This is a genomic window from Bacillus sp. JJ722 (genome assembly GCF_036963345.1).
Lineage (GTDB): Bacteria > Bacillota > Bacilli > Bacillales > DSM-1321 > Bacillus_AD.
In genome coordinates, this window is the sequence record NZ_JBALMO010000030.1 from 36,060 (window position 1) to 57,023 (window position 20,964).

At 35.6% G+C, this 20,964-nt stretch carries 21 protein-coding genes and 1 other annotated feature; of the genes, 19 read left to right on the top strand and 2 right to left on the bottom strand.

Translation table 11 applies throughout. The features are described 5' to 3' along the window. The first annotated feature begins 175 nt into the window (after positions 1-175). From V7014_RS04975 to V7014_RS05065, 19 genes are all read left to right on the top strand, one after another. Positions 176-2,332, top strand: coding sequence for an HD family phosphohydrolase (locus tag V7014_RS04975; RefSeq protein ID WP_335504776.1), 2,157 nt, complete (start codon positions 176-178; stop codon positions 2,330-2,332). Further along, entirely contained in the window at positions 2,333-2,803 is a 471-nt protein-coding gene (ybeY, locus tag V7014_RS04980) for an rRNA maturation RNase YbeY (protein ID WP_335504778.1), read from the top strand. It abuts the gene before it with no gap. Then, positions 2,784-3,164 carry a diacylglycerol kinase family protein gene (locus V7014_RS04985; protein WP_335504780.1) on the top strand — a complete coding sequence of 127 codons (381 nt, stop codon included), beginning with the start codon at positions 2,784-2,786 and terminating at the stop codon, positions 3,162-3,164. The genes ybeY and V7014_RS04985 overlap by 20 nt, the downstream gene beginning before the upstream one ends. Before the next feature lie 79 nt (positions 3,165-3,243). Further along, positions 3,244-3,843, top strand: coding sequence for a hypothetical protein (locus V7014_RS04990; protein ID WP_335504782.1), 600 nt, complete (start codon positions 3,244-3,246; stop codon positions 3,841-3,843). Between the two features lie 209 nt (positions 3,844-4,052). Next, positions 4,053-4,454, top strand: a complete 402-nt coding sequence (locus V7014_RS04995) for a cytidine deaminase (RefSeq protein ID WP_335504784.1) — start codon at positions 4,053-4,055, stop codon at positions 4,452-4,454. Further along, positions 4,444-5,367 (top strand): GTPase Era, encoded by a 924-nt coding sequence (gene era / locus V7014_RS05000; RefSeq protein WP_335504786.1) that lies wholly within the window; start codon positions 4,444-4,446, stop codon positions 5,365-5,367. Before V7014_RS04995 ends, era begins: the two co-directional genes overlap by 11 nt. A gap of 101 nt (positions 5,368-5,468) precedes the next feature. Further along, the gene (locus V7014_RS05005) at positions 5,469-5,612 is read left to right on the top strand and encodes a YqzL family protein (RefSeq protein ID WP_335504788.1); all 144 of its coding nucleotides are present in this window, start codon (positions 5,469-5,471) and stop codon (positions 5,610-5,612) included. A 40-nt stretch (positions 5,613-5,652) separates the two neighbouring features. Beyond that, entirely contained in the window at positions 5,653-6,405 is a 753-nt protein-coding gene (gene recO / locus V7014_RS05010; RefSeq protein ID WP_335504790.1) for a DNA repair protein RecO, read from the top strand. A gap of 93 nt (positions 6,406-6,498) precedes the next feature. Then, positions 6,499-6,679 (top strand) — a binding site (T-box leader). A gap of 70 nt (positions 6,680-6,749) precedes the next feature. Then, complete coding sequence (glyQ, locus tag V7014_RS05015; RefSeq protein ID WP_335504792.1) at positions 6,750-7,640, top strand: glycine--tRNA ligase subunit alpha; 891 nt, start codon at positions 6,750-6,752, stop codon at positions 7,638-7,640. Beyond that, positions 7,633-9,705 (top strand): glycine--tRNA ligase subunit beta, encoded by a 2,073-nt coding sequence (gene glyS, locus V7014_RS05020; RefSeq protein ID WP_335504794.1) that lies wholly within the window; start codon positions 7,633-7,635, stop codon positions 9,703-9,705. Before glyQ ends, glyS begins: the two co-directional genes overlap by 8 nt. 135 nt (positions 9,706-9,840) lie before the next feature. Then, entirely contained in the window at positions 9,841-10,476 is a 636-nt protein-coding gene (locus V7014_RS05025) for a helix-turn-helix transcriptional regulator (protein WP_335504796.1), read from the top strand. 19 nt (positions 10,477-10,495) lie between these two features. Further along, positions 10,496-11,305 (top strand): pyruvate, water dikinase regulatory protein, encoded by an 810-nt coding sequence (locus V7014_RS05030; protein ID WP_335504797.1) that lies wholly within the window; start codon positions 10,496-10,498, stop codon positions 11,303-11,305. Between the two features lie 493 nt (positions 11,306-11,798). Then, positions 11,799-12,257 carry a YaiI/YqxD family protein gene (locus V7014_RS05035; protein ID WP_335504799.1) on the top strand — a complete coding sequence of 153 codons (459 nt, stop codon included), beginning with the start codon at positions 11,799-11,801 and terminating at the stop codon, positions 12,255-12,257. A gap of 54 nt (positions 12,258-12,311) precedes the next feature. Next, positions 12,312-14,138 carry a DNA primase gene (dnaG, locus tag V7014_RS05040; protein WP_335504801.1) on the top strand — a complete coding sequence of 609 codons (1,827 nt, stop codon included), beginning with the start codon at positions 12,312-12,314 and terminating at the stop codon, positions 14,136-14,138. 206 nt (positions 14,139-14,344) lie between these two features. Beyond that, entirely contained in the window at positions 14,345-15,469 is a 1,125-nt protein-coding gene (gene rpoD, locus V7014_RS05045; RefSeq protein ID WP_335504803.1) for an RNA polymerase sigma factor RpoD, read from the top strand. 222 nt (positions 15,470-15,691) lie between these two features. After that, a complete protein-coding gene (locus V7014_RS05050; RefSeq protein ID WP_335504805.1) occupies positions 15,692-16,225 on the top strand; it encodes a hypothetical protein in 534 nt (177 codons plus the stop codon). Positions 16,226-16,437: 212 nt separating this feature from the next. After that, positions 16,438-16,806: a cytochrome c550 gene (gene cccA, locus V7014_RS05055; RefSeq protein ID WP_335504807.1), complete on the top strand. Its 369-nt coding sequence runs from the start codon at positions 16,438-16,440 to the stop codon at positions 16,804-16,806. Positions 16,807-16,984: 178 nt separating this feature from the next. Further along, complete coding sequence (locus V7014_RS05060) at positions 16,985-17,695, top strand: tRNA (adenine(22)-N(1))-methyltransferase (protein ID WP_335504809.1); 711 nt, start codon at positions 16,985-16,987, stop codon at positions 17,693-17,695. Next, entirely contained in the window at positions 17,692-18,813 is a 1,122-nt protein-coding gene (locus V7014_RS05065) for a Nif3-like dinuclear metal center hexameric protein (protein ID WP_335504810.1), read from the top strand. Before V7014_RS05060 ends, V7014_RS05065 begins: the two co-directional genes overlap by 4 nt. A gap of 82 nt (positions 18,814-18,895) precedes the next feature. On the opposite strand, the gene V7014_RS05070 is transcribed toward V7014_RS05065, so the two are convergent. Beyond that, positions 18,896-19,849 (bottom strand): 4-hydroxy-3-methylbut-2-enyl diphosphate reductase, encoded by a 954-nt coding sequence (locus V7014_RS05070; protein ID WP_335504812.1) that lies wholly within the window; start codon positions 19,847-19,849, stop codon positions 18,896-18,898. Positions 19,850-19,954: 105 nt separating this feature from the next. After that, positions 19,955-20,842 (bottom strand): VrrA/YqfQ family protein, encoded by an 888-nt coding sequence (vrrA, locus tag V7014_RS05075; protein ID WP_335504814.1) that lies wholly within the window; start codon positions 20,840-20,842, stop codon positions 19,955-19,957. Positions 20,843-20,964 lie beyond the last annotated feature (122 nt).

A 20,964-nucleotide genomic window follows, 5' to 3' on the forward strand; every position in this document is an offset into this window, starting at 1 on the left:
GAAAAAATTATAGTGAATTCCCAAAAACTCGAGCGTATATTTTAAAGGATTAAAGCGAGTCCTTTTCATAATGAAAGTTAGCATAAAAACTGCTATGATTTTTATAATGAATCAACTCACAAATGATGTTTCTGATTAGAAGTGTTACTAGCTAATTTGGAGGAATATTACAATTATGGATATGAATCAATTAATGTCAAAAGTGAAGCAGCTGCTTCAACATACATTTTTTCAAGTGCTTCTATTTGCTATTCTTGCTCTTGTGTCATATGGAGTTATGTATTCGAATGTAAAGCCAGAAAAAGTAGACGTTCAATTACTTCAGGTTGCAAATGAAACGCTTAGAGCGCCGAAAACAGTAGAAGATGTTGAAAAAACAAATGAAGAAAAACAAGAAGCTGTTAAGCAAGTAAAAGATGTTTACACATTGAAGAAAGAGTATGAAGAAAATCGCGTAGATTTAATTTCTTCCATTTTTGATTCTGCAGCTGAAGTGAAAAAAGAAAGTGCTAAAAAAAATCCAGATGCTAACAGGTTAACTGATAAGGAACAGGAAGAATTATTAAACAATAATGTGTCTTTATTAAAGAAAAAGTTAACTGATGATGTGAATAAAGATCTCACAGATGATGTGTACAAGGCTCTCTTGAATGCATCTGATAGTGAATTGCAAAGTGCGAAAGATACGACTGTTACAGCTATTCACTCTGTTATGAAGGATAAAATAGCTGCAACGGAAGTTGAAAATGCGAAAAAAGCGGTTGAGGATGAAATCAAGTACATAACCATGCCAACTGATTTGAAGAATGCATCCATTACACTAGCACGCTATGCAATCACACAAAACTATTTTTTTGATCCAAAGAAAACGGAAGAACAACGTCAAATTGCATTAGAAGGAGTTGAACCTGTTAGAATCCTTCAAGGGCAAATTTTAGTTGAAAAAGGACAACTCGTAGATCGTGAAGTTTATCATAATTTAAAGTTAACGGGGCTGCTTAATAATGAGCATTCTGTATTACCGTTTCTTGGACTAGGTATTCTTGTGACTTTAGTGTTCGGTTGTATGTTTTATTTCTATCATAAAATCGAGAGAAAAGATGAACAAAAACAGGATCACATTTTAATTTTTAGCATGGTCTTTATTATTGCGCTTGTATTATTAAAGGCAATTAGTTTATTTTCCGATGAAAGTTTAGATTTAAGGTTCTTTATTCCGGCAGCAATGGGAACAATGATACTTAAAATATTGTTAGAGAATCGTTATTCACTTGTTTATACGATTATTTTAAGTGTTTTTGGAGCGATTATTTTCAACGAAAATACAACTACTAATTTTGATTTTTCAGTTTGTATCTATATTTTATTTAGTGGAATTGCTTCACTGCTTTTACTATCAACAAGAAATTTTCGTTCAAAGCTATTCCAAGCAGGTTTTCTGCTATCGTTAGTAAATGTATTAATTATTTTTGCGTTAGTCTTTATTATGGATTTACAAATTGCAAAGGTTGACTATGCTTTTTACCTATTAGCAGCGTTTGTTTCAGGTATTTCTTCGTCTATACTAGCTATAGGTTTGTTACCGTTTCTTGAAGGAAGCTTCGGGATCTTATCGACGATGAAGTTAATTGAATTGTCGAACCCTAATCATCCTTTATTGCGGAAAATATTAATAGAAGCACCGGGAACGTATCATCATAGTGTGATGGTTGCTAATTTAGCAGAAGCAGCTTGTGAAGCGATTGGAGCAAATGGACTTGTTGCAAGAGTTGGAAGCTATTATCATGATTTAGGAAAAACGAAACGCCCGCAGTTCTTTATTGAAAATCAAATGAATATTGATAATCCACATGAAAAACTACTTCCATCTTCAAGTAGAGATATTATTATAGCTCATGTCGCAGATGGAGTGAAAATATTAAAGAAATATAAAATGCCACATGAAATTATCGATATTGCGGAACAACATCATGGAACAACGTTGTTAAAGTTTTTCTATTACAAAGAGAAAGAAGCGAGTGGCGATGTGAAAGAAGAAGATTATCGATACCCAGGACCGAAAGCTCAAACTAAGGAATCTGCTGTAGTTGGTGTAGCAGATAGTGTTGAGGCAGCGGTCCGATCAATGAAGCATCCAACTCGCGAAAAAATCGAAATGCTTGTAAAGAGTATCATTCGTGACCGCTTAAATGATGATCAATTTTCTGAGTGTGATATTACCATTAAAGAACTTGTTATTGTTGAAAAAACTTTATGTGAAACGCTAAATGGAATATTCCATTCTAGAATTGAATATCCCGACATTAAAAACGAAACGAAGAAGGTGGATTAAATGCTTTCTATAGATTTTATAGATGAGATAAACATAGTGAAACATGAAGAAATTGATTTAATACAAAGCATTTTACAATTTGCAGCCAAGGCAGAGGGCATTGAAGAAGAATGTGAAGTGTCGATAACTTTTGTTGATAATGAAGAAATTCGAGAAATCAACAGAGAATTCCGAGGAAAAGATGCTCCTACTGATGTTATTTCCTTTGCAATGGAGGAAATGGGGGAAGATGAAATAGCGATTATAGGAGGAGATACGACAAGAGTACTTGGCGATCTCATTATCTCGATTGATCGAGCAAAAGAGCAAGCGGAAGAGTATGGTCATTCTTTTGAGCGTGAACTTGGATTTCTGGCATTACATGGATTTCTACATTTATTAGGATATGATCATATTGAAAAAGAAGATGAAATAGTAATGTTTAGTAAGCAAAAGGAAATATTAGAAAACTATGGCCTATCCAGGGGGTAATCAAAAAAGTTCCTTTATACGAAGTGTTGGTTTTGCACTTAAAGGGATTTCAACTTCTTTCCGAGAGCGTAATATAATCATTCATTACGTTGCAGCTGTATTGGCAGTGGGGGCGGGTATAGTATTCTCTATTTCTTCATTGGAATGGTTATTTGTTATTACATGTATAGCTGGTGTCATTGTGTTAGAAATGGTGAATACAGCTATTGAAAAAGTCGTTGATTTAGTTACGAATGATTATCATGTACTTGCGAAAAAAGCAAAAGATTTGGCAGCAGGTGCAGTCCTTTTATATGCCTTATATTCAATGGCGGTGGGAGCAATTATCTTTTTACCAAAGATTTTTGAATGCTTTTCATGAGCGAATGATACTTAAGAGTGAAGAAGAAAGTGTTACAACCGTGTAATGCTTTCTTCTTTTATGTTAAGGGGGAGGCAGTTTGCAGAAAATCAAATGGAACGATGGGAATACGTTGATGATTGAAGGGAATTGTTGCTTCAATATAAAGAAAGACACGAAGCTACTGTTTCCTGAAGGTAAGATATGTGGAGAAGTGTGGCTTGAGTCTTTGGATTTACAGGAGATGATCAAACATGCAAAGAGTATGGAAGAGAAAGATTACACAATACCTATTGTTTGTAATAGTATTTGGCTGGAGCAAAATCGCATGAATCTGTTTTTACAGAACAGAGATTTGTTTGAGAAGGTTGTTGTACTCCCGTATGAACGAGGTCAAGCATTGGATGAGAAGACATATTGGCGTTGCTTTCAACGGATTATGGAATGCATTAATGATGTTCCGAAAGAAATGCTTGTAATTGACCTAGTCATGGGTACAACGATTTCGTCTGAAACAAAAACAATTGAATCGTATGTAAGTATTTTGAAGACATTGAATCAAGAGGGGTATCAGACATTAATTTCTCTGGATAATTATAAATTTCATAGTAAGGACCAAAGAAAGGACGAGAACCTTTTAGCGTTATATGAAACGCTAAAAGAAAAAGATTTAACGTACTTGCTAAGTTTGAATAATTAAGCTATCATTAAATGCTTTGTACTGTAAAAGGCTAAAAGTAATATGTGTACTTATGCACGAAAGTAGATAAAATAAAAGTAAGTATGTTCATTGGAGTATTTTTGAAAACTGGTAAAGTATAACAACTATATTACATTTTTAGCTAATAACTCCATGGTAAGTATAAATATTGTAAAATAAAAATACGCCCTTTTGAAAGGAAGTTTTGTATGGAATCAAAACAACTTATGGAAGAAGCAAAACAAGCAAGAGAGAAGGCATACGTACCTTATTCAAAGTTCAAGGTAGGAGCCGCTTTACTTACAAAAGACGGAAAAGTATATCATGGTTGTAATATAGAAAACGCAGCTTATAGCTTATGTAACTGTGCGGAGAGAACTGCGTTATTTGCAGCTTATGCACAAGAAGATAAAGAATTTAGTGCACTTGCAGTAGTAGCTGATACAAAAAGACCTGTTCCACCATGTGGGGCATGTCGCCAAGTTATTTCGGAACTTTGTCCCAAAGACATGGTTGTGTATTTGACAAACTTAGAAGGGGATGTTCAAGAAATAACGGTTGAGCAATTATTACCAGGGGCATTTTCACCGGAGGATTTAGATGACAAGTAATAACCATACTGAAGAAAAAACGTATAAGTCAGGGTTTATCTCGATAATTGGTAGACCTAATGTAGGGAAATCAACATTCTTGAACCGTGTAATCGGACAGAAGATCGCAATTATGAGTGACAAGCCACAGACAACTAGAAATAAAGTACAAGGTGTATTAACCGGAAATGATTCACAAATGATTTTTATTGATACACCAGGAATTCATAAACCAAAGCATAAGCTTGGTGACTTCATGGTAAAGAGTGCGATTAATGCCTTACGAGAAGTAGATGTTATTCTTTTCATGGTGAATGCAGTTGAAGGATTTGGACGTGGAGATGAATTCATCATTGAGAAGTTACAAGATATAAAAACACCTGTATTTCTAGTTGTTAACAAAATTGATGAAGTACATCCTGATGAGTTACTACCATTAATAGAGAAATATAAAGAAAAGTTGAACTTTCAAGCGATTGTTCCTATCTCTGCACTTGAAGGTAATAATGTTGAGACATTGCTTACAACAATTAAAAATCAACTTTCTGAAGGGCCGCAATACTATCCTGCTGATCAAGTAACGGATCATCCGGAAAGATTTATCATTTCAGAGCTTATTCGTGAAAAAGTTTTACATTTAACACGTGAAGAAGTACCGCATTCTATTGCTGTTGTAATTGATTCTATTAAGAAAAAAGAAGGCAAAGATATCGTGGAAGTTATGGCGACGATTATTGTAGAACGTAGCTCGCAAAAAGGTATTGTGATTGGTAAACAAGGTAGTATGATGAAGGAAATTGGTCAACGAGCGCGTAAAGACATTGAACTCCTTCTAGGTTCAAAAGTTTATTTAGAGCTTTGGGTGAAGGTGCAAAAAGATTGGCGTAATAAAATGTCCGTGTTAAGAGACTATGGATTTAATGACGATTATTAATTAGTAATTTTTGTAGCACATGAAAAAATAGAGGTGGGTCAAGATAATATTATAGTTGGATTTACGATTGCTAGTGAAAAACTAAAAAGGTGGGATTTAAGATGTTGGATTTTACCTGGAAGATTTTTAAAGAAACAGGTAGCGTAGACACGTATCTTTTGTTTAAAGAAATTCAGTTGGACAATCAAGACCCATTTGAAAGTATGGATGACGAACTAGCAGAAATGAATACAACGCTTTCATAATATTGTCTTGGCTGGCTTAAGTTGAAGAAGGTGACTTGTCTTGATCCAAAAATGTGAAGGCATTGTCATTCGCCGGACAGATTATGGGGAGAATAATAAAATAATAACCATTTATACTCGCGAATGGGGTAAGATTGGAGTGATGGCAAGAGGAGCTAACAAGCCAAATAGTAGGCTCTCTTCCGTCACTCAGCTTTTTTATTACGGCTATTTTCTTGTTCAAACATCATCAGGATTAGGTAGTCTATCTCAAGGAGAGTCGATTGAATCATTTCGACATATCCGAGAAGATATTGTTAGTACAGCTTATGCTTCTTACATAATTGAGCTACTTGATAAAGCGACGGATGATAAGAAATCCAATCCGTATTTATTTGAATTGCTCTATCAAATGTTGAATTATATTAATGAAGGGTACGATCCCGAAGTACTTACAGCTATCTTTGAAATGAAAATGTTGAGTGTATTAGGCATTCCACCTGTGCTAGATCGTTGTGTATCTTGCGATCAAACAGAAGGGGAATTTTCTTTTTCAGTGAAGGAAGGTGGCTTTTTGTGCCATCGATGTAAGGATAGAGATCGTTATCGTATACCAACTAGTCCAATGGCAGTAAAATTACTGCGTCTATTTTATTACTTTGATCTTTCGAGATTAGGGAGTATTTCATTAAAGCCCGAAACAAAAAAAGAATTAAAGTTAATAATTGAATCGTATTATGATGAATATTCAGGCTTACATTTGAAGTCGAAAAAGTTTCTGCAACAAATGCATAAGCTTGATGGACTTATGTAACTATAAAAAAAACGAATAAAATTGTAATGTAATGTTGACAAAAGGTAAGTTATTTGGATAAAATGCTATGTAAATAATAGTAGTAAATTAGTAAATATTGCATTGATGGAAAAGAGTAACTGAAATCATTTATAGAAGCGAGCTCGGGGTTGGTGGAAGCCGAGTTATAAATCTTCAGAGAAGGCGTTCCGGAGCAAATGAAACTTGAAAAGAGGCAGTTTATTTTAAATAGACTGCAATTAGGGTGGAACCGCGGGTAACTCTCGTCCCTATGCGAAGAAGCATAGGAATGAGAGTTTTTTTGTGTTCTTTTCTCTATGTTAATCAAAAATCGGAGGTGCCGTATGAATATACAAAATATGATTTTAACTCTACAAAAACATTGGTCAGATCAAGGATGTATTCTTATGAATGCATACGATACGGAGAAAGGTGCAGGAACGATGAGTCCATATACGTTCCTAAGAGCGATTGGACCTGAGCCTTGGAATGTAGCGTATGTTGAACCATCTCGTCGTCCAGCAGATGGTCGTTATGGTGAGAATCCAAACCGTTTATATCAACATCATCAATTCCAAGTAATTATGAAACCGTCTCCTGACAATATTCAAGAGCTGTATTTAGACTCTTTACGTGCTTTAGGAATTAATCCATTAGCGCATGATATTCGCTTCGTTGAGGATAATTGGGAGAATCCATCATTAGGTTGTGCAGGCCTTGGATGGGAAGTATGGCTAGATGGAATGGAAATTACGCAGTTTACGTATTTCCAACAAGTTGGTGGTCTTGAATGTAAACCAGTATCTGTTGAGATTACGTATGGTATTGAGCGTCTTGCTTCATATATTCAAGATAAAGAAAATGTATTTGATCTTGAATGGACTGAAGGGTTCACGATTCGTGACATCTTCGGTCAACCAGAATTCGAGCATTCTAAATATACATTCCAAACAAGCAATACTGAAATGTTATTTGAACTGTTCAATATGTATGAGAAAGAAGCCCATGCACAGATGGAAGAAGGTCTTGTACACCCAGCGTATGATTATGTTCTAAAATGTTCACATACTTTTAATTTGCTAGATGCAAAAGGAGCAATATCTGTAACAGAACGTACAGGATACATCGCCCGTTGTCGTAACCTAGCCAGAAAAGTAGCGAAAACATTTTATGATGAGCGTGAAAAGTTAGGATTCCCAATCTTAAAGCAGAAGGGAGAAAATACTCATGAGTAAGAAAGATTTATTATTAGAGATTGGTTTAGAAGAACTACCTGCTCGTTTCGTTACCGATTCTATTGAGCAGTTATCAAATAAAGTAGAAGCTTGGCTAAAAGAGAAAAAAATTAGCTTTACAGCTATCCAAAAATATTCAACACCTCGTCGTCTTGCAATTCTTGTTACAGATGTAAATGAAATGCAAGAAGATACACAAGAGGAAGCAAAAGGACCAGCTAAGAAAATTGCACTTGATACGGAGGGCAATTGGTCTAAAGCAGCGATTGGTTTCGCGAGAGGTCAAGGTGTAGCGGTTGAAGACATCTATTTCAAGGAGATTAAAGGTGTTGAATACGTCCACGTACAGAAGTTTACGAAAGGTCAGCAAGTAAAAGAACTACTTGTTGAGCTAAAAGATATTATTACATCACTTTCTTTCCCGAAGAACATGCGTTGGGCTGACCAAGATCTACGCTTTGTTCGTCCAATTAAATGGATGATTGCTTTATTTGGCCAAGATGTAGTGCCATTCTCAATCACGGATGTTGCTACAAGCAATACGACACTTGGACATCGTTTCTTAGGTGAGAAAATTGTAATTGAAACACCGGCTTCATACCAAGAGAAATTAGAAGAACAATATGTTATTGCAGATGCTACAAAGAGAAAAGAGATGATTCTATCTCAATTAAAACAATTAGAGCAAGAGAATGGTTGGGTAATTCCAGTTGATGAAGAGTTATTAGAAGAAGTAAATAACTTAGTTGAATACCCTACAGCTTTATTTGGTAAGTTTGAGAAAGAATATCTAGAGTTACCAGACCGTGTTTTGATTACATCTATGAAAGAACACCAAAGATATTTCCCTGTGAAGAACCAAAACGGTGAATTACTTCCTTTCTTCGTTACGATCCGTAATGGTAACAGTGATGGTATTGAAATTGTTGCGAGAGGAAACGAGAAAGTACTTCGTGCTCGTTTGGCTGATGCAGACTTTTTCTACCGTGAAGATCAAACGAAAGATATTGCTTCTTGCTTGAAGAAATTAGAAACAATCGTTTATCAAGAAGAAATCGGTACATTGGCTGAAAAAGTAAGTCGTGTACGTGCATTAACGAATAGCTTGAGTGATATTTTAGCTACAGATGCAGAAACAAAACAATGTGCTGATCGAACGGCTGAGATTGCTAAGTTTGATTTAGTAACAGGTATGGTTTATGAATTCCCTGAGTTACAAGGATATATGGGGGAGAGATATGCTCGTATTAAAGGTGAAAGAGAAGTTGTAGCTGTAGCTATTAATGAACACTACATGCCACGTCATGCTGATGATAGCGTGCCACCAAGTGAAGTTGGAGCAATCGTTAGTGTAGCAGAGAAGATGGATACAATCACTTCTTGCTTTGCTATTGGAAACATTCCAACAGGGTCACAAGATCCATATGCATTAAGAAGACAAGCAAGTGGTATCGTTCAAATTTTAGTAGAGAAGAATTGGGAAATTCGTTTAGAAACTTTGGTAGACCTTTCTTTAAAACTAGTTGAAAGTGCAGGAATTGCAAAAAGCAGTGTCGAAGAAATTAGAGAAGCGATTATCACTTTCTTCAACGCCCGCATTAAGCATTTATTAAATGAAAAAGAAGTACGTTACGATTTAATTGATGCTGTGTTAGCAGGTCAAGTAGGTGTTATTTCTTCTTTAGTGAACCGTGCGCTAGTTCTTGAACAAGAAAAAACCAACGGAACATTTAAAGAGAGTATGGAAGCGTTAAGCCGTGTGATGAACATTGCGGTTAAGCTGACGGAATCTCCTGTTGTTAAACCTGAGTTATTTGAAAATGATGAAGAAACAAAGCTTTATAAAGCGTTTAAAATGGTAGAAAAGCAGTATGAATCTACCCAGGATGAAAGTGAACAATTCGCTTTACTTGTTTCATTAAAAGGTGAAATCGAGCAATATTTTGACAATACAATGGTAATGGCAGAAGTTGAAGCAATTCGTTTTAACCGTCTTTCTTTAATGAAAGAATTAAGCAATCTAATTAGTAGTTTTGCTCATATGAATAAAATTTTATCCATTTAATATTCCATGAGTGAAGTAATAAACAGAAAAAAGTACGATATACATATATATGTATATCGTACTTTTTACAAATGAATAATTAGTATATAATAATTATATATAGTATAGCTTAATTCTGCGTTAGGCAGTTAGGTGGTGAATGAAATCGAACTGAATAAACGGCAAGAGCATATTCTTCGAATTGTAAAAGAAAATGGTCCGATTACTGGTGAAAGTATTGCGGAACAACTGCATTTAACGAGAGCAACTTTACGGCCTGATTTGGCCATCTTAACAATGGCTGGATTTCTTGAAGCTCGTCCGCGTGTAGGTTATTTTTATAGCGGGAAATCAGGTACTCAACTGTTAACTGATAATCTTTCTAAATTATATGTTAAAGATTTTCAATCGATTCCTGTTGTTGTATCTGATAGTATTTCAGTATATGATGCGATTTGTACAATGTTCTTAGAGGATGTAGGAACTTTATTTGTTGTCGATCAAGATGCTCACCTTGTTGGTGTGCTATCAAGGAAAGACTTACTTCGGGCAAGTATTGGTAAACAAGACTTAACTACTATACCTGTTAACATTATTATGACAAGAATGCCGAACATCGCAATGTGTATGAAAGATGATTTAATAATAGAGGTTGCAAAGAAATTAATCGAGAAACAAATAGATGCACTTCCAGTAGTTAAACAAACAGACAAAGGCTATGAAGTTATCGGAAGGATTACAAAGACAAATATAACAAAAGCACTTGTTTCTCTAGCTACGGAGGAAATTTAAGATTTGGGGAGGACAATTCATGAGTTCACCAATTATTTATGTAGTTTCGGATTCAGTTGGGGAAACAGCTGAACTAGTTACGAAGGCAGCTGTAAGTCAATTTATTAATTCTAGTATTACGATTAAACGTATTCCTTATGTAGAACATCGTGAAGATATTGAAGAAGTTATTTCACTTGCTAAACTAAATGATGCAATTATTGCTTACACATTAGTTAGACCACATGATCGAGAGTATATGAAGAGTAGATCAATAGAGGAAGGAATAGTCGCATACGATATTATTGGTCCTTTAATGGATACTCTTCAAGATACGTTAAATTTAAGTCCAGTTTACGAGCCAGGATTGGTAAGAAAATTAGATGAAGATTATTTTAAACGAGTAGAGGCTATAGAATTTGCGGTGAAGTATGACGATGGTCGTGATCCACGTGGTATTCTAAGAGCGGATATTGTACTTGTTGGCGTGTCTAGAACGTGTAAAACACCCCTATCTCAATACTTAGCACATAAGCGATTTAAAGTTGCAAACGTACCGCTTGTGCCTGAAGTAGAACCACCAGAAGAATTATTCCTTGTTGCTCCAGAAAAGTGTATCGGTTTGAAAATTAGTCCAGAGAAATTGAATAATATCCGTAAAGAGAGACTTAAGACATTAGGCTTAGGTGACCACGCGATTTATGCTAACCTAGGTAGAATAAAGGAAGAATTACAATATTTCGATAGCATTGTTGAAAAGCTGAAATGCCCAGTAATCGATGTAACGAATAAAGCGGTAGAGGAAACAGCTAATAATATCATTACTATGATCCAAAATAACAAAAGATAGGTAATTTAAAGAGGGCACAATGACTGTGCTTTTTTAAAGGGGAGTAGGTATTATTCTAATGTAATACTCCTTAGTAGATCAAATCTGCCATGCGTGTAATTTTAAGCTATTTCTTAATGAAAACGGAAAGATGGTTTTCTAAAAGATTTACCTTAGCTTTTCTGCATGGCTCCTTTTTGGTCTCATTTACATAGAAGATTCAATTTAGTAAGTTTAACCTAAGGGTAACATTTATGTAGAAACTTCTGGAAAAGTAGTTAATTAGCCATGATAAATTAATTAAATGCCTAGATTTTTACTTTATTATGTTCTATAATGAAAAATTGTGATAAAAAGAATAATCTTTAGGTTTAGAGTTGCTTATGAAGGAATAAACTAATAATCATAAGTATGTCAAGAGAATCTTCAAAAAAAATTCGACAATTCCGCTCTCTTTTAAAAACTTATGAGAATTTAAGAAGGAATATGAAGAAAAATGGAGAAATAAGAAAACATGACTTATAAACCTTCCATAATCGTAGATGGGGATGCTTGTCCTGTTAAAGATGAATGTATTGCCTGTGCAAAGGAATATCAAGTCGATGTTGTTTTTGTAGCATCGATTAAGAACAAAACGGATAAATATCCGGAAGCACGTTGGGTATATGTCGATTGGGATAAGGAAGCAGCAGACTTATATATGATGAACGTGGCAAAGAAAGGCGATATTGCTATTACAAGTGACATCGGGTTAGCGGCAGCATTACTTGGTAAAGGGGTTTGTGTTCTTTCTCCAAAGGGAACATTCTATAATGAGAACAATATTGACTCACTCTTGTTTATGAGGCATACAGCCGCAAAGAAGAGAAGAAAGGGTGTTTACTCGAAAGGGCCAAAAGCTTTTACTGAAAATGACCGAATTAATTTCCATAATTCACTAGTGAAAATTTTGTCGAACTTTGCAGGAAAATAAGCAGATTTATCGAATATAATAGATTATCACCTAAAAAGAAAATGGTGTGATCCAATGACTAACAATAGAATACCTGAAGAACAACTGAATATGATTCGCGATGCTGTAGATATCGTTGATGTGATTAACGACTATGTTCAGCTAAAAAAGCAAGGTCGAAATTATTTCGGACTTTGCCCTTTTCATGGTGAGAACACACCTTCTTTTTCTGTTTCTCCAGATAAGCAAATTTTTCATTGTTTTGGATGTGGAGCTGGAGGAAATGTTTTTACCTTTTTAATGGATATTGAAGGATATTCATTTTTAGAAGCAGCTAAAGAGCTGGCTGAAAGAGGGAATTTACCGTTACAAATTGTAGCGAACGATTCCACGCACACAGAGCAGCAGCCTTCTGCTAATAAGATGATGATTGAAGCACATGAGCTATTATGTAAATTTTACCACCATCTACTCGTGAATACAAAGGAAGGTGAAAGTGCCTTACAATATTTACTTGATCGAGGTTTCACCCGTGAAGATATTGACAAGTATACGATTGGGTATGCGCTCAATTCGTGGGATTTTGTTCATAAACTTCTAACGAAGCGAGGCTTTGATGAACAATTATTAGATCAAGCAGGAGTAATTGTAAGAAGGGAAAATGATCAGAAAAGCTTTGATCGTTTTCGCAATCGCATTATGTTTCCTATTAGGAATCAGCAAGGCGATGTAGTTGCTTTCTCTGGAAGAGCACTTGGCGATGATGAACCAAAATACTTAAATAGTCCAGAAACACCGATCTTTAATAAGAGTAAAGTAATGTTTAATTTTCATCAAGCGAGGCCTTCTATTCGAAAGAAAGAACAAGCCGTATTATTTGAAGGTTTTGCAGATACGATATCAGCTTCAAGAGCGGGCGTTACAAATGGTTTGGCTACTATGGGGACGTCGCTCACGGAAGATCATATACATCTGCTTAAGAAAAATTGCAATGAAGTTCTTATTTGTTACGATTCTGATAAACCTGGTCTTGAAGCGGCAAATCGTGCAGCCGAGTTAATTTCACAAGCTGGATTAACTGTCAGAGTTGCGATTATGCCTGATGCATTAGACCCGGATGAATATATAAAGAAGTACGGATCTAAGAGTTTTATGCAAGAAATTATTGGTGATAGCCACACATACTTATCATTCAAGATGAGGTTTTTACGTAAAGATCGAAACATGAACAATGAAGGAGATCGAATATCTTATATTGAAGAAGTATTAAAAGAGATTACCAAACTTCCGAATGCGGTAGAAAGAGAGCATTATTTGCGCCAAATTTCTTCTGAGTTCTCTTTATCTCTGGATGCTTTAAATGCACAAGCAAAGAACATTTTCTTTGCAGAGAAAAAGCGAGGAAATTTGCCGCAAACTAATAGTCGTGAGCCTTCAAGTGGGATTGTTTTGCAACGTGAACAAAAGCTCTATCCAGCTCATGTAAAAGCAGAGCTCATGTTAATAGCTCATATGTTGCAAAGTAAGGACACAGCTTATAAGATTAAACAGTTTCTAGGTGATACAGAATTGAACATTGATGATCATCAAGCCATCATTACTTATTTATATGGCTATTATGAAGATAGTGAAAGTCCTGATGTTAGTCTTTTCCTATCATACATTCCTGATCAACAATTAAGAAAAGTCGTATCACAGGTAGAAATGATGTCAATTTCTCCAGATCCTTCTGATCAGGAGTTAAAAGATTATGTTAATGTGGTGTTGAAACAGCAAAAGTTGTTAATGATAAAAGAAAAAGAAGCAAAAAAGGCTGAGGCCATCCGGTTAGGTGAACATATCCAAGCAGCAAAAATAGCTTCTGAAATAGCTTTTGAGAGACAACAATTAAAAAGTTTATAAAGTGAAACTTTGATTGGTGGGGGTTTCTTTTATCTCTCCACCAAACAATAGTTGAACTAATCGGTTTCTTAGTGGTGCTTAATCTCCCACTTAAACGAATTTGTATTCTCTTCGTTTGGAAGTGGGAGTCTTAGCAACAGTTTGAACGGGATAAAATATATGAATGTTTCGTATGATGTGTCGAAAGTTTGGAAGGAGGGGAACACATGGCTGATAAATCAGCTCGTTCCAAAGACGTAGAAAATGAACTTACACTTGAACAGGTGAAAGAACAATTACTTGAGAAAGGTAAGAAAACAGGTCGTCTAACTTATGAAGAAGCAAGTGAAAAGTTATCAACATTTGAATTAGACTCTGAAGCTATTGAAGAGTACTTTGATTACCTACAAGAACAAGGTGTTGAAGTTCTTTCTGATGACGATGATGAAAGTGATCCGAATATGAAAGAATTAGCTAAAGAAGAAGAGTTTGACTTAAATGATTTAAGTGTTCCTCCAGGAGTTAAGATTAATGACCCAGTTCGTATGTATTTAAAAGAAATTGGTCGTGTAGATCTTCTTTCTGGTGAAGAAGAAATTGCTCTTGCTGAAAGAATTGAAGAAGGTGACGAAGAAGCGAAGCGTCGTCTTGCAGAAGCGAACCTTCGTCTAGTGGTAAGTATTGCGAAGAGATACGTTGGTAGAGGTATGCTATTCCTAGATCTAATCCAAGAGGGTAATATGGGCTTAATTAAGGCTGTTGAAAAGTTCGATTATCGTAAAGGATTTAAATTTAGTACGTATGCAACTTGGTGGATTCGTCAAGCAATCACTCGTGCAATAGCTGACCAAGCTCGTACAATTCGTATTCCTGTTCATATGGTTGAAACAATCAATAAATTGATTCGTGTTCAACGTCAGCTGTTACAAGATTTGGGTCGTGAACCTTCTCCAGAAGAAATTGCTGAAGATATGGATTTAACTCCAGATAAAGTTCGTGAAATCTTAAAAATCGCTCAAGAGCCTGTATCATTGGAAACACCAATTGGTGAAGAAGATGATTCACACTTAGGTGATTTCATTGAAGACCAAGATGCAACTTCTCCATCTGAACATGCAGCATACGAATTACTAAAAGAGCAATTAGAAGATGTGCTTGATACATTAACAGATCGTGAAGAAAACGTATTACGATTACGTTTCGGCCTTGACGACGGTAGAACACGTACACTTGAAGAAGTAGGTAAAGTCTTTGGTGTTACTCGTGAACGTATTCGTCAAATTGAAGCGAAAGCATTAAGAAAGTTAAGACATCCAAGCAGAAGCAAACGTTTAAAAGACTTTTTAGAATAGAGTTTATATATAGGGCTCATAAGCTGTGTTTGTCCTTCTTGTCATTCGAAAGGAGGAGAAGAATAGCTTATGAGTTTTTTTATGTTCTTTGCCTTTATTGTTAATAAATATAAATTTTAGGTCTCATTTACCATTTTGTGAACCATATACATATTCATCTTGAATTATAGTAGAATTTACCCGATATAAAGAATATAGAGATACAAGGATGTGTACATATGCATGGATGAAATGAGAAAAAAAGTCATAATAAAAGAAATCCATTATTGGAAAGAAACAAGAATCCTTCCTGAGAAATATTGTGATTATTTACTTGCTTTATATTCAGAAGGGGACGAAGAAGAATTCGTCACAGTTAAGCGCAAACCTTTTTTCACTTACCTTTTCGTTGCATTCATAATTGTTAGCGCATTAATTGTAAATTATTTTACAGAAAATAGTTCATCAATGCAAATTCCATTGTTCTTATTTTTAATAGGAGCGTTAATTGTGATAATGATTTATGAATATAAGAAGAATCGGACATTGCTTATTCCGCTCATCGCAGCAGCGTTTTTATTGATCCTATTGACCGTTAATACGTGGGAATCTTTTTTTCCTGAACAGATGATATTTTTGTATATTGGGTTGTTATGTAATTGTATGGTTTGGTTAGTCATCGGGAAGAAGTTAAATTTGCAGTATTTTTTGGTAGCCGGTGTATTAGGCTCTATTGTAATCGTTTACTTTATTTTTGTTAATTACGGCATTTTGTAGATAAGAAAATATTGTTAGAATATTTAGATAACTATCTTTGATTTCCTTTTTTTATCACCAATATGAAAATGTTTACATATTTGTCTAATTTCCGAAAATATTCCATAATATTCTGTTTTAGGCTTTTCCTTGTAAAGAATTTCAAGTAAAATAAGAGTTGTTTGAAATTATTGTATATAGAAAATAAATGTACATAGGGGAGGTAGGATCGTATGAAGAACAGTGCAATAATGCCTTTTGTTATGATTATGGTTATGGGAATTGTATTAATGTTTGCTCTTTCTTTCAAAGGCCTAGGGGATGCTAAAGAAGTGGCTAACGAAGGGAAAAAAGGTGACAAAGGCGCTAAGACTGAGCAAACGGCAGGTACTCCTGAAGAGATTTACCAAGCTAGTTGTCTATCATGTCATGGTAATTCTTATGAAGGTGGCATGGGTCCTGCTCTTAAAGGTGTAGGGGATAAGAAATCTGTTGATGAAATTAAAGCGATTCTTAAAGATGGTAAAGGTGCAATGCCTCCAGGCTTAGTACCAGAAGCTAAATTAGATGAAATGTCTAAATGGTTGTCAGAATTAAAATAAGAAACCATTTTTGAAAGCGGTTGAATTCTCAACCGTTTATTTTTTTAGGTTTAGATTACATGTTTTGATTCCGAATGCCCTTATAAGGGACTGTGTTGTTTTTCTTGTTAATAGGTTGCATATTGGCTTGAAACTTCTTTATACTGTAACAGTATAAAATAGAAAAAAGGTGACATACATGAATAGCGAAAATTTATCGAAACGATTACATACAGTGGTATCTTTTATACCAAAAGGTAGTGTATTGGCTGATATTGGATCAGACCATGCGTACTTACCTTGTTATGCAGTTTATAAAGGTCTCGTACAAGCTGCGATTGCTGGCGAAGTTGCAGATGGACCGTGGACTTCAGCATACAATCAAGTAAAGGAAGAAGGCTTTGAAGGGTTCATATCTGTTCGAAAAGGTGATGGACTAGAGGTATTAAATCCTGGAGAAGCAACTTGTATAACAATTGCTGGTATGGGAGGAACATTGATTTCTAACATACTGGAAAGAGGAAAAGAAAAATTAGAGGGCACAAAACGTTTGGTGTTACAACCGAACATTCAGGCTGTCAACATTCGTAATTGGTTACTTGAAAACGATTGGGAGTTAATTGACGAAGTTATTCTTGAGGAAGATGGCAAGATTTACGAAGTACTCGTTGCAGAAAAAGGAAATGGTAATCAGCCTTATACAGAAAACAAAGACGCTGAGCTGCTATTAGGACCATTTCTAATGAAAGAGTGCAATGATGTCTTCAAGAAGAAATGGAGTGCTGAAAAGGAGCATTGGCAAAACATTCTTAAGCAATTAGAATCTAGCGGTAAAACAGATTCATCAGAGGCAAAGCAAGAGCAATTAAAGAGATATAGTAGTTTTGTTGAGGAGGCATTAGCAAAATGAAAAAAACGCCAAATGGTTTTGAGGTGATTGGGGCATTTGAACAGTTCTCACCAAAGAAATTAGCTATGGAAGGCGATAAAATTGGCTTGCAAATAGGGACGTTAAACAAACCTATATCCAAGGTAATGATTGCATTAGATGTACTTGATGAAGTCGTTGATGAAGCCATTGAGAAACAAGTAGATTTAATCATTGCACATCATCCAATTATTTATCGTCCACTACAAAAGATTGCTACAGATCAACCTAGTGGTAAATTGGTTGAAAAGCTTATTAAGCATGATATTGCTGTTTATGCAGCACATACAAATTTAGATGTAACAAAAGGCGGAGTAAATGATTTGCTAGCAGAAGCTCTTCAGTTGCAAAATACAAAAGTGTTGGCACCAACATATGAAACAAAGTTGAGAAAGCTTGCTGTTTTTGTTCCGTTAGAAGCAGAATTAAAAGTTCGTGAGGCATTAGGTAATGCTGGAGCAGGTCATATTGGCAACTACAGCCACTGTTCATTCACTTCACAAGGTACAGGTACATTTCTTCCAGGGAATGATACAAATCCTCATATCGGCTCTGCTGGTAAGCTTGAAAGTGTTCAAGAAGTGAAAGTAGAAACCATTTTTCCTGAAGAATTAGAACGTCGCGTAGTTACTGCGATGATTAAGGCTCATCCATATGAAGAAGTAGCGTATGATATATATTCTCTACAAAATGGTGGAGAAACACTTGGACTAGGACGTATTGGAGAGCTTCCAACGGAAATGACATTAGCAAACTTCGCGAAATATGTGAAAGAAGCTTTTGATGTAAAGGGTGTACGAGTTGTAGGTGATTTACAAGATACAGTTAAGAAGGTAGCTGTCCTTGGTGGCGATGGTAATAAATATATTACACAAGCTAAATTTCAAGGTGCAGATGTCTATGTAACAGGTGATATGTATTATCATACTGCACATGATGCCATGATGATGGGACTTAATATTGTTGATCCAGGTCACAATATCGAAAAAGTGATGAAAGCTGGCGTAACGAACATGTTAACTTCTTATAAGGATAAGAAGGACTGGGAAGTTGAAGTGTTTACTTCAGAGATTAATACGGATCCATTTACCTTTTTATAAAAAATAAAGAAAAGGACGATTCACTAAATCAGTACAAATGATTTGATGAACCGTCCTTTTTTATCTTGAAGATTGTACTCGATTACTTTGTTCCAACATTCTTTTTAACTTTAGGTAAAATTTTATTTAATGGAACTTTCTTTTCAGCTTTCCATGTAGATGAATCTTTATTGTCGAATTGTTCCAAGTAAGCGATAACTTCTCTTGTAATTGGTGTAGGTGTAGAAGCACCAGCTGTAACAGCAACTGTTTCAACATCCATTAACCATTCAGGGTTGATTTCACTTACGTCTGCAACTCGATAAGCTTTCGTACCTGCAATCTCTACAGAAACTTGTGCTAAACGATTGCTGTTATTGCTCCGTGGATCACCAACAACGATTAAAAGATCCGCTTCACCAGCTTGTTCAGCCACTGCTTCTTGTCGTGTTTGAGTAGCATTGCAAATCTCTTTGTGAACTTCTGTTTGTGGATAGATTTCTTGAATTTTCTCCATTAATACTTGAACATCCCATTGACTCATAGTTGTTTGGTTCGTCACAATGATTTTGGAATCACCTAGTTGCAGGTTTTCCACATCTTGAATATTTTCTACTAAATGGACAACATCAGGAGCAACGCCTACTGCACCTTCTGGCTCTGGATGTCCTTTCTTACCTATATAAATAATGTGATAACCTTCTGCTTTCTTTTCACGAATTAAGTCGTGAGTGACAGTCACGTCTGGGCACGTAGCATCAATTGTAACTAGTCCACGTTGTTCGGCAATTTCACGTACTTCAGGTGAAACACCATGGGCCGTGAAAATAACAGTACCACTTTCGACTTGATTAATGATTTCTGTACGGTTTTTACCATCTAGCGTAATGATTCCATCCTCTTCAAAGGCATCTGTTACGTGTGCGTTATGAACTAGCATTCCTAGAATATATATTGGTCGTGGTAATGATTTATCTAAAGCAGCATTTCGCGCAATAACCATGGCATCTACAACCCCGTAGCAATAGCCACGTGGAGAAATTTTGATTATTTTCATAATGAACCTCCTTCATTCAAGCACATAGTGCACTATAACTTATTATATAGAACGTTTAAAAACTTTACAAAGATGTTATCACTGTTAAAGGAGGTAATTGTATTTTTACATAAATAATTTTGGCTTTGATTCACCTTCCCGAAACCTTGGAGTCGCAGGTGTTGGAGTAGGCGAATTTTTTCTTGGCTTTACATGAGGTTTTAAATGCACAGTTTCTTGTATTGGTACACTTTTACGATCTATTATTTTCGTCTCAATCGTTTGTTGAACAGGCACATGTTTAACTTCTGGTTTGTCATCTACTTTTTTTGATTCTGTTGTATCTGTATCTTTTAGTCCCCGATACATTTTCCACATAGCCGGTATGTTTTTGACAAGCGGTCCATATTGTTGAACAATCGGTGTGAAAGATTCGGCAGCCTGTAAAACTCTTTGGGTATTACTTAGCATATTTGTTAGGTTACCTGGATTTAATAGTGTTTTGAATACTCCTCCGCTGCTTGTAGCAGTACTAGCAGCAGTACTAGTAGCAGTAGTACTAGCAGCTCTAGTAGTAGCAGTTTGACTAGCGATTACAGCAGCGTTTCGTGCCTGGTTAGTTGGTAATGCAAAAGGTGAACTTAATCCGTTGGGTGGAGGAGGTGGTGGTGGTGTGTTATTTCTTCTCCCGGATTTTTTCAAGAGCTTTGATAATAGTCCTCCCTTTTGTTGATTATTCATATTAGCTTGCTGATCAAAAGGCATTTGTGCAAAGTTCTGTTGCTGGTTGTGGGACATAGGCCCTCTCTTTGGAGGACCCATTCGTTTTTGAAATCTCCCTTGATTGCCAGGTGGAGGAAATGGTGCCATATTATAAGGTGTATTTGGTCTAGGACCAGAATTGGGAAATACTCCAACTTGTCTTGGTGGAACTTGAATTGGCATATTATTTTGAAATGGGGGAGAGTTTCTAGGGAAATCATTGCCTACATTATTATGAAACATTCTATTCATGATCTATTTCTCTCCTCAACATATTATTTGTATTAATAAATGAAATACAGTAATCTTCCTTATTAAGTTATGCAAACTTGGGAAAAATGGGAATGAAACTATATATCAAATTAAAAGAATTT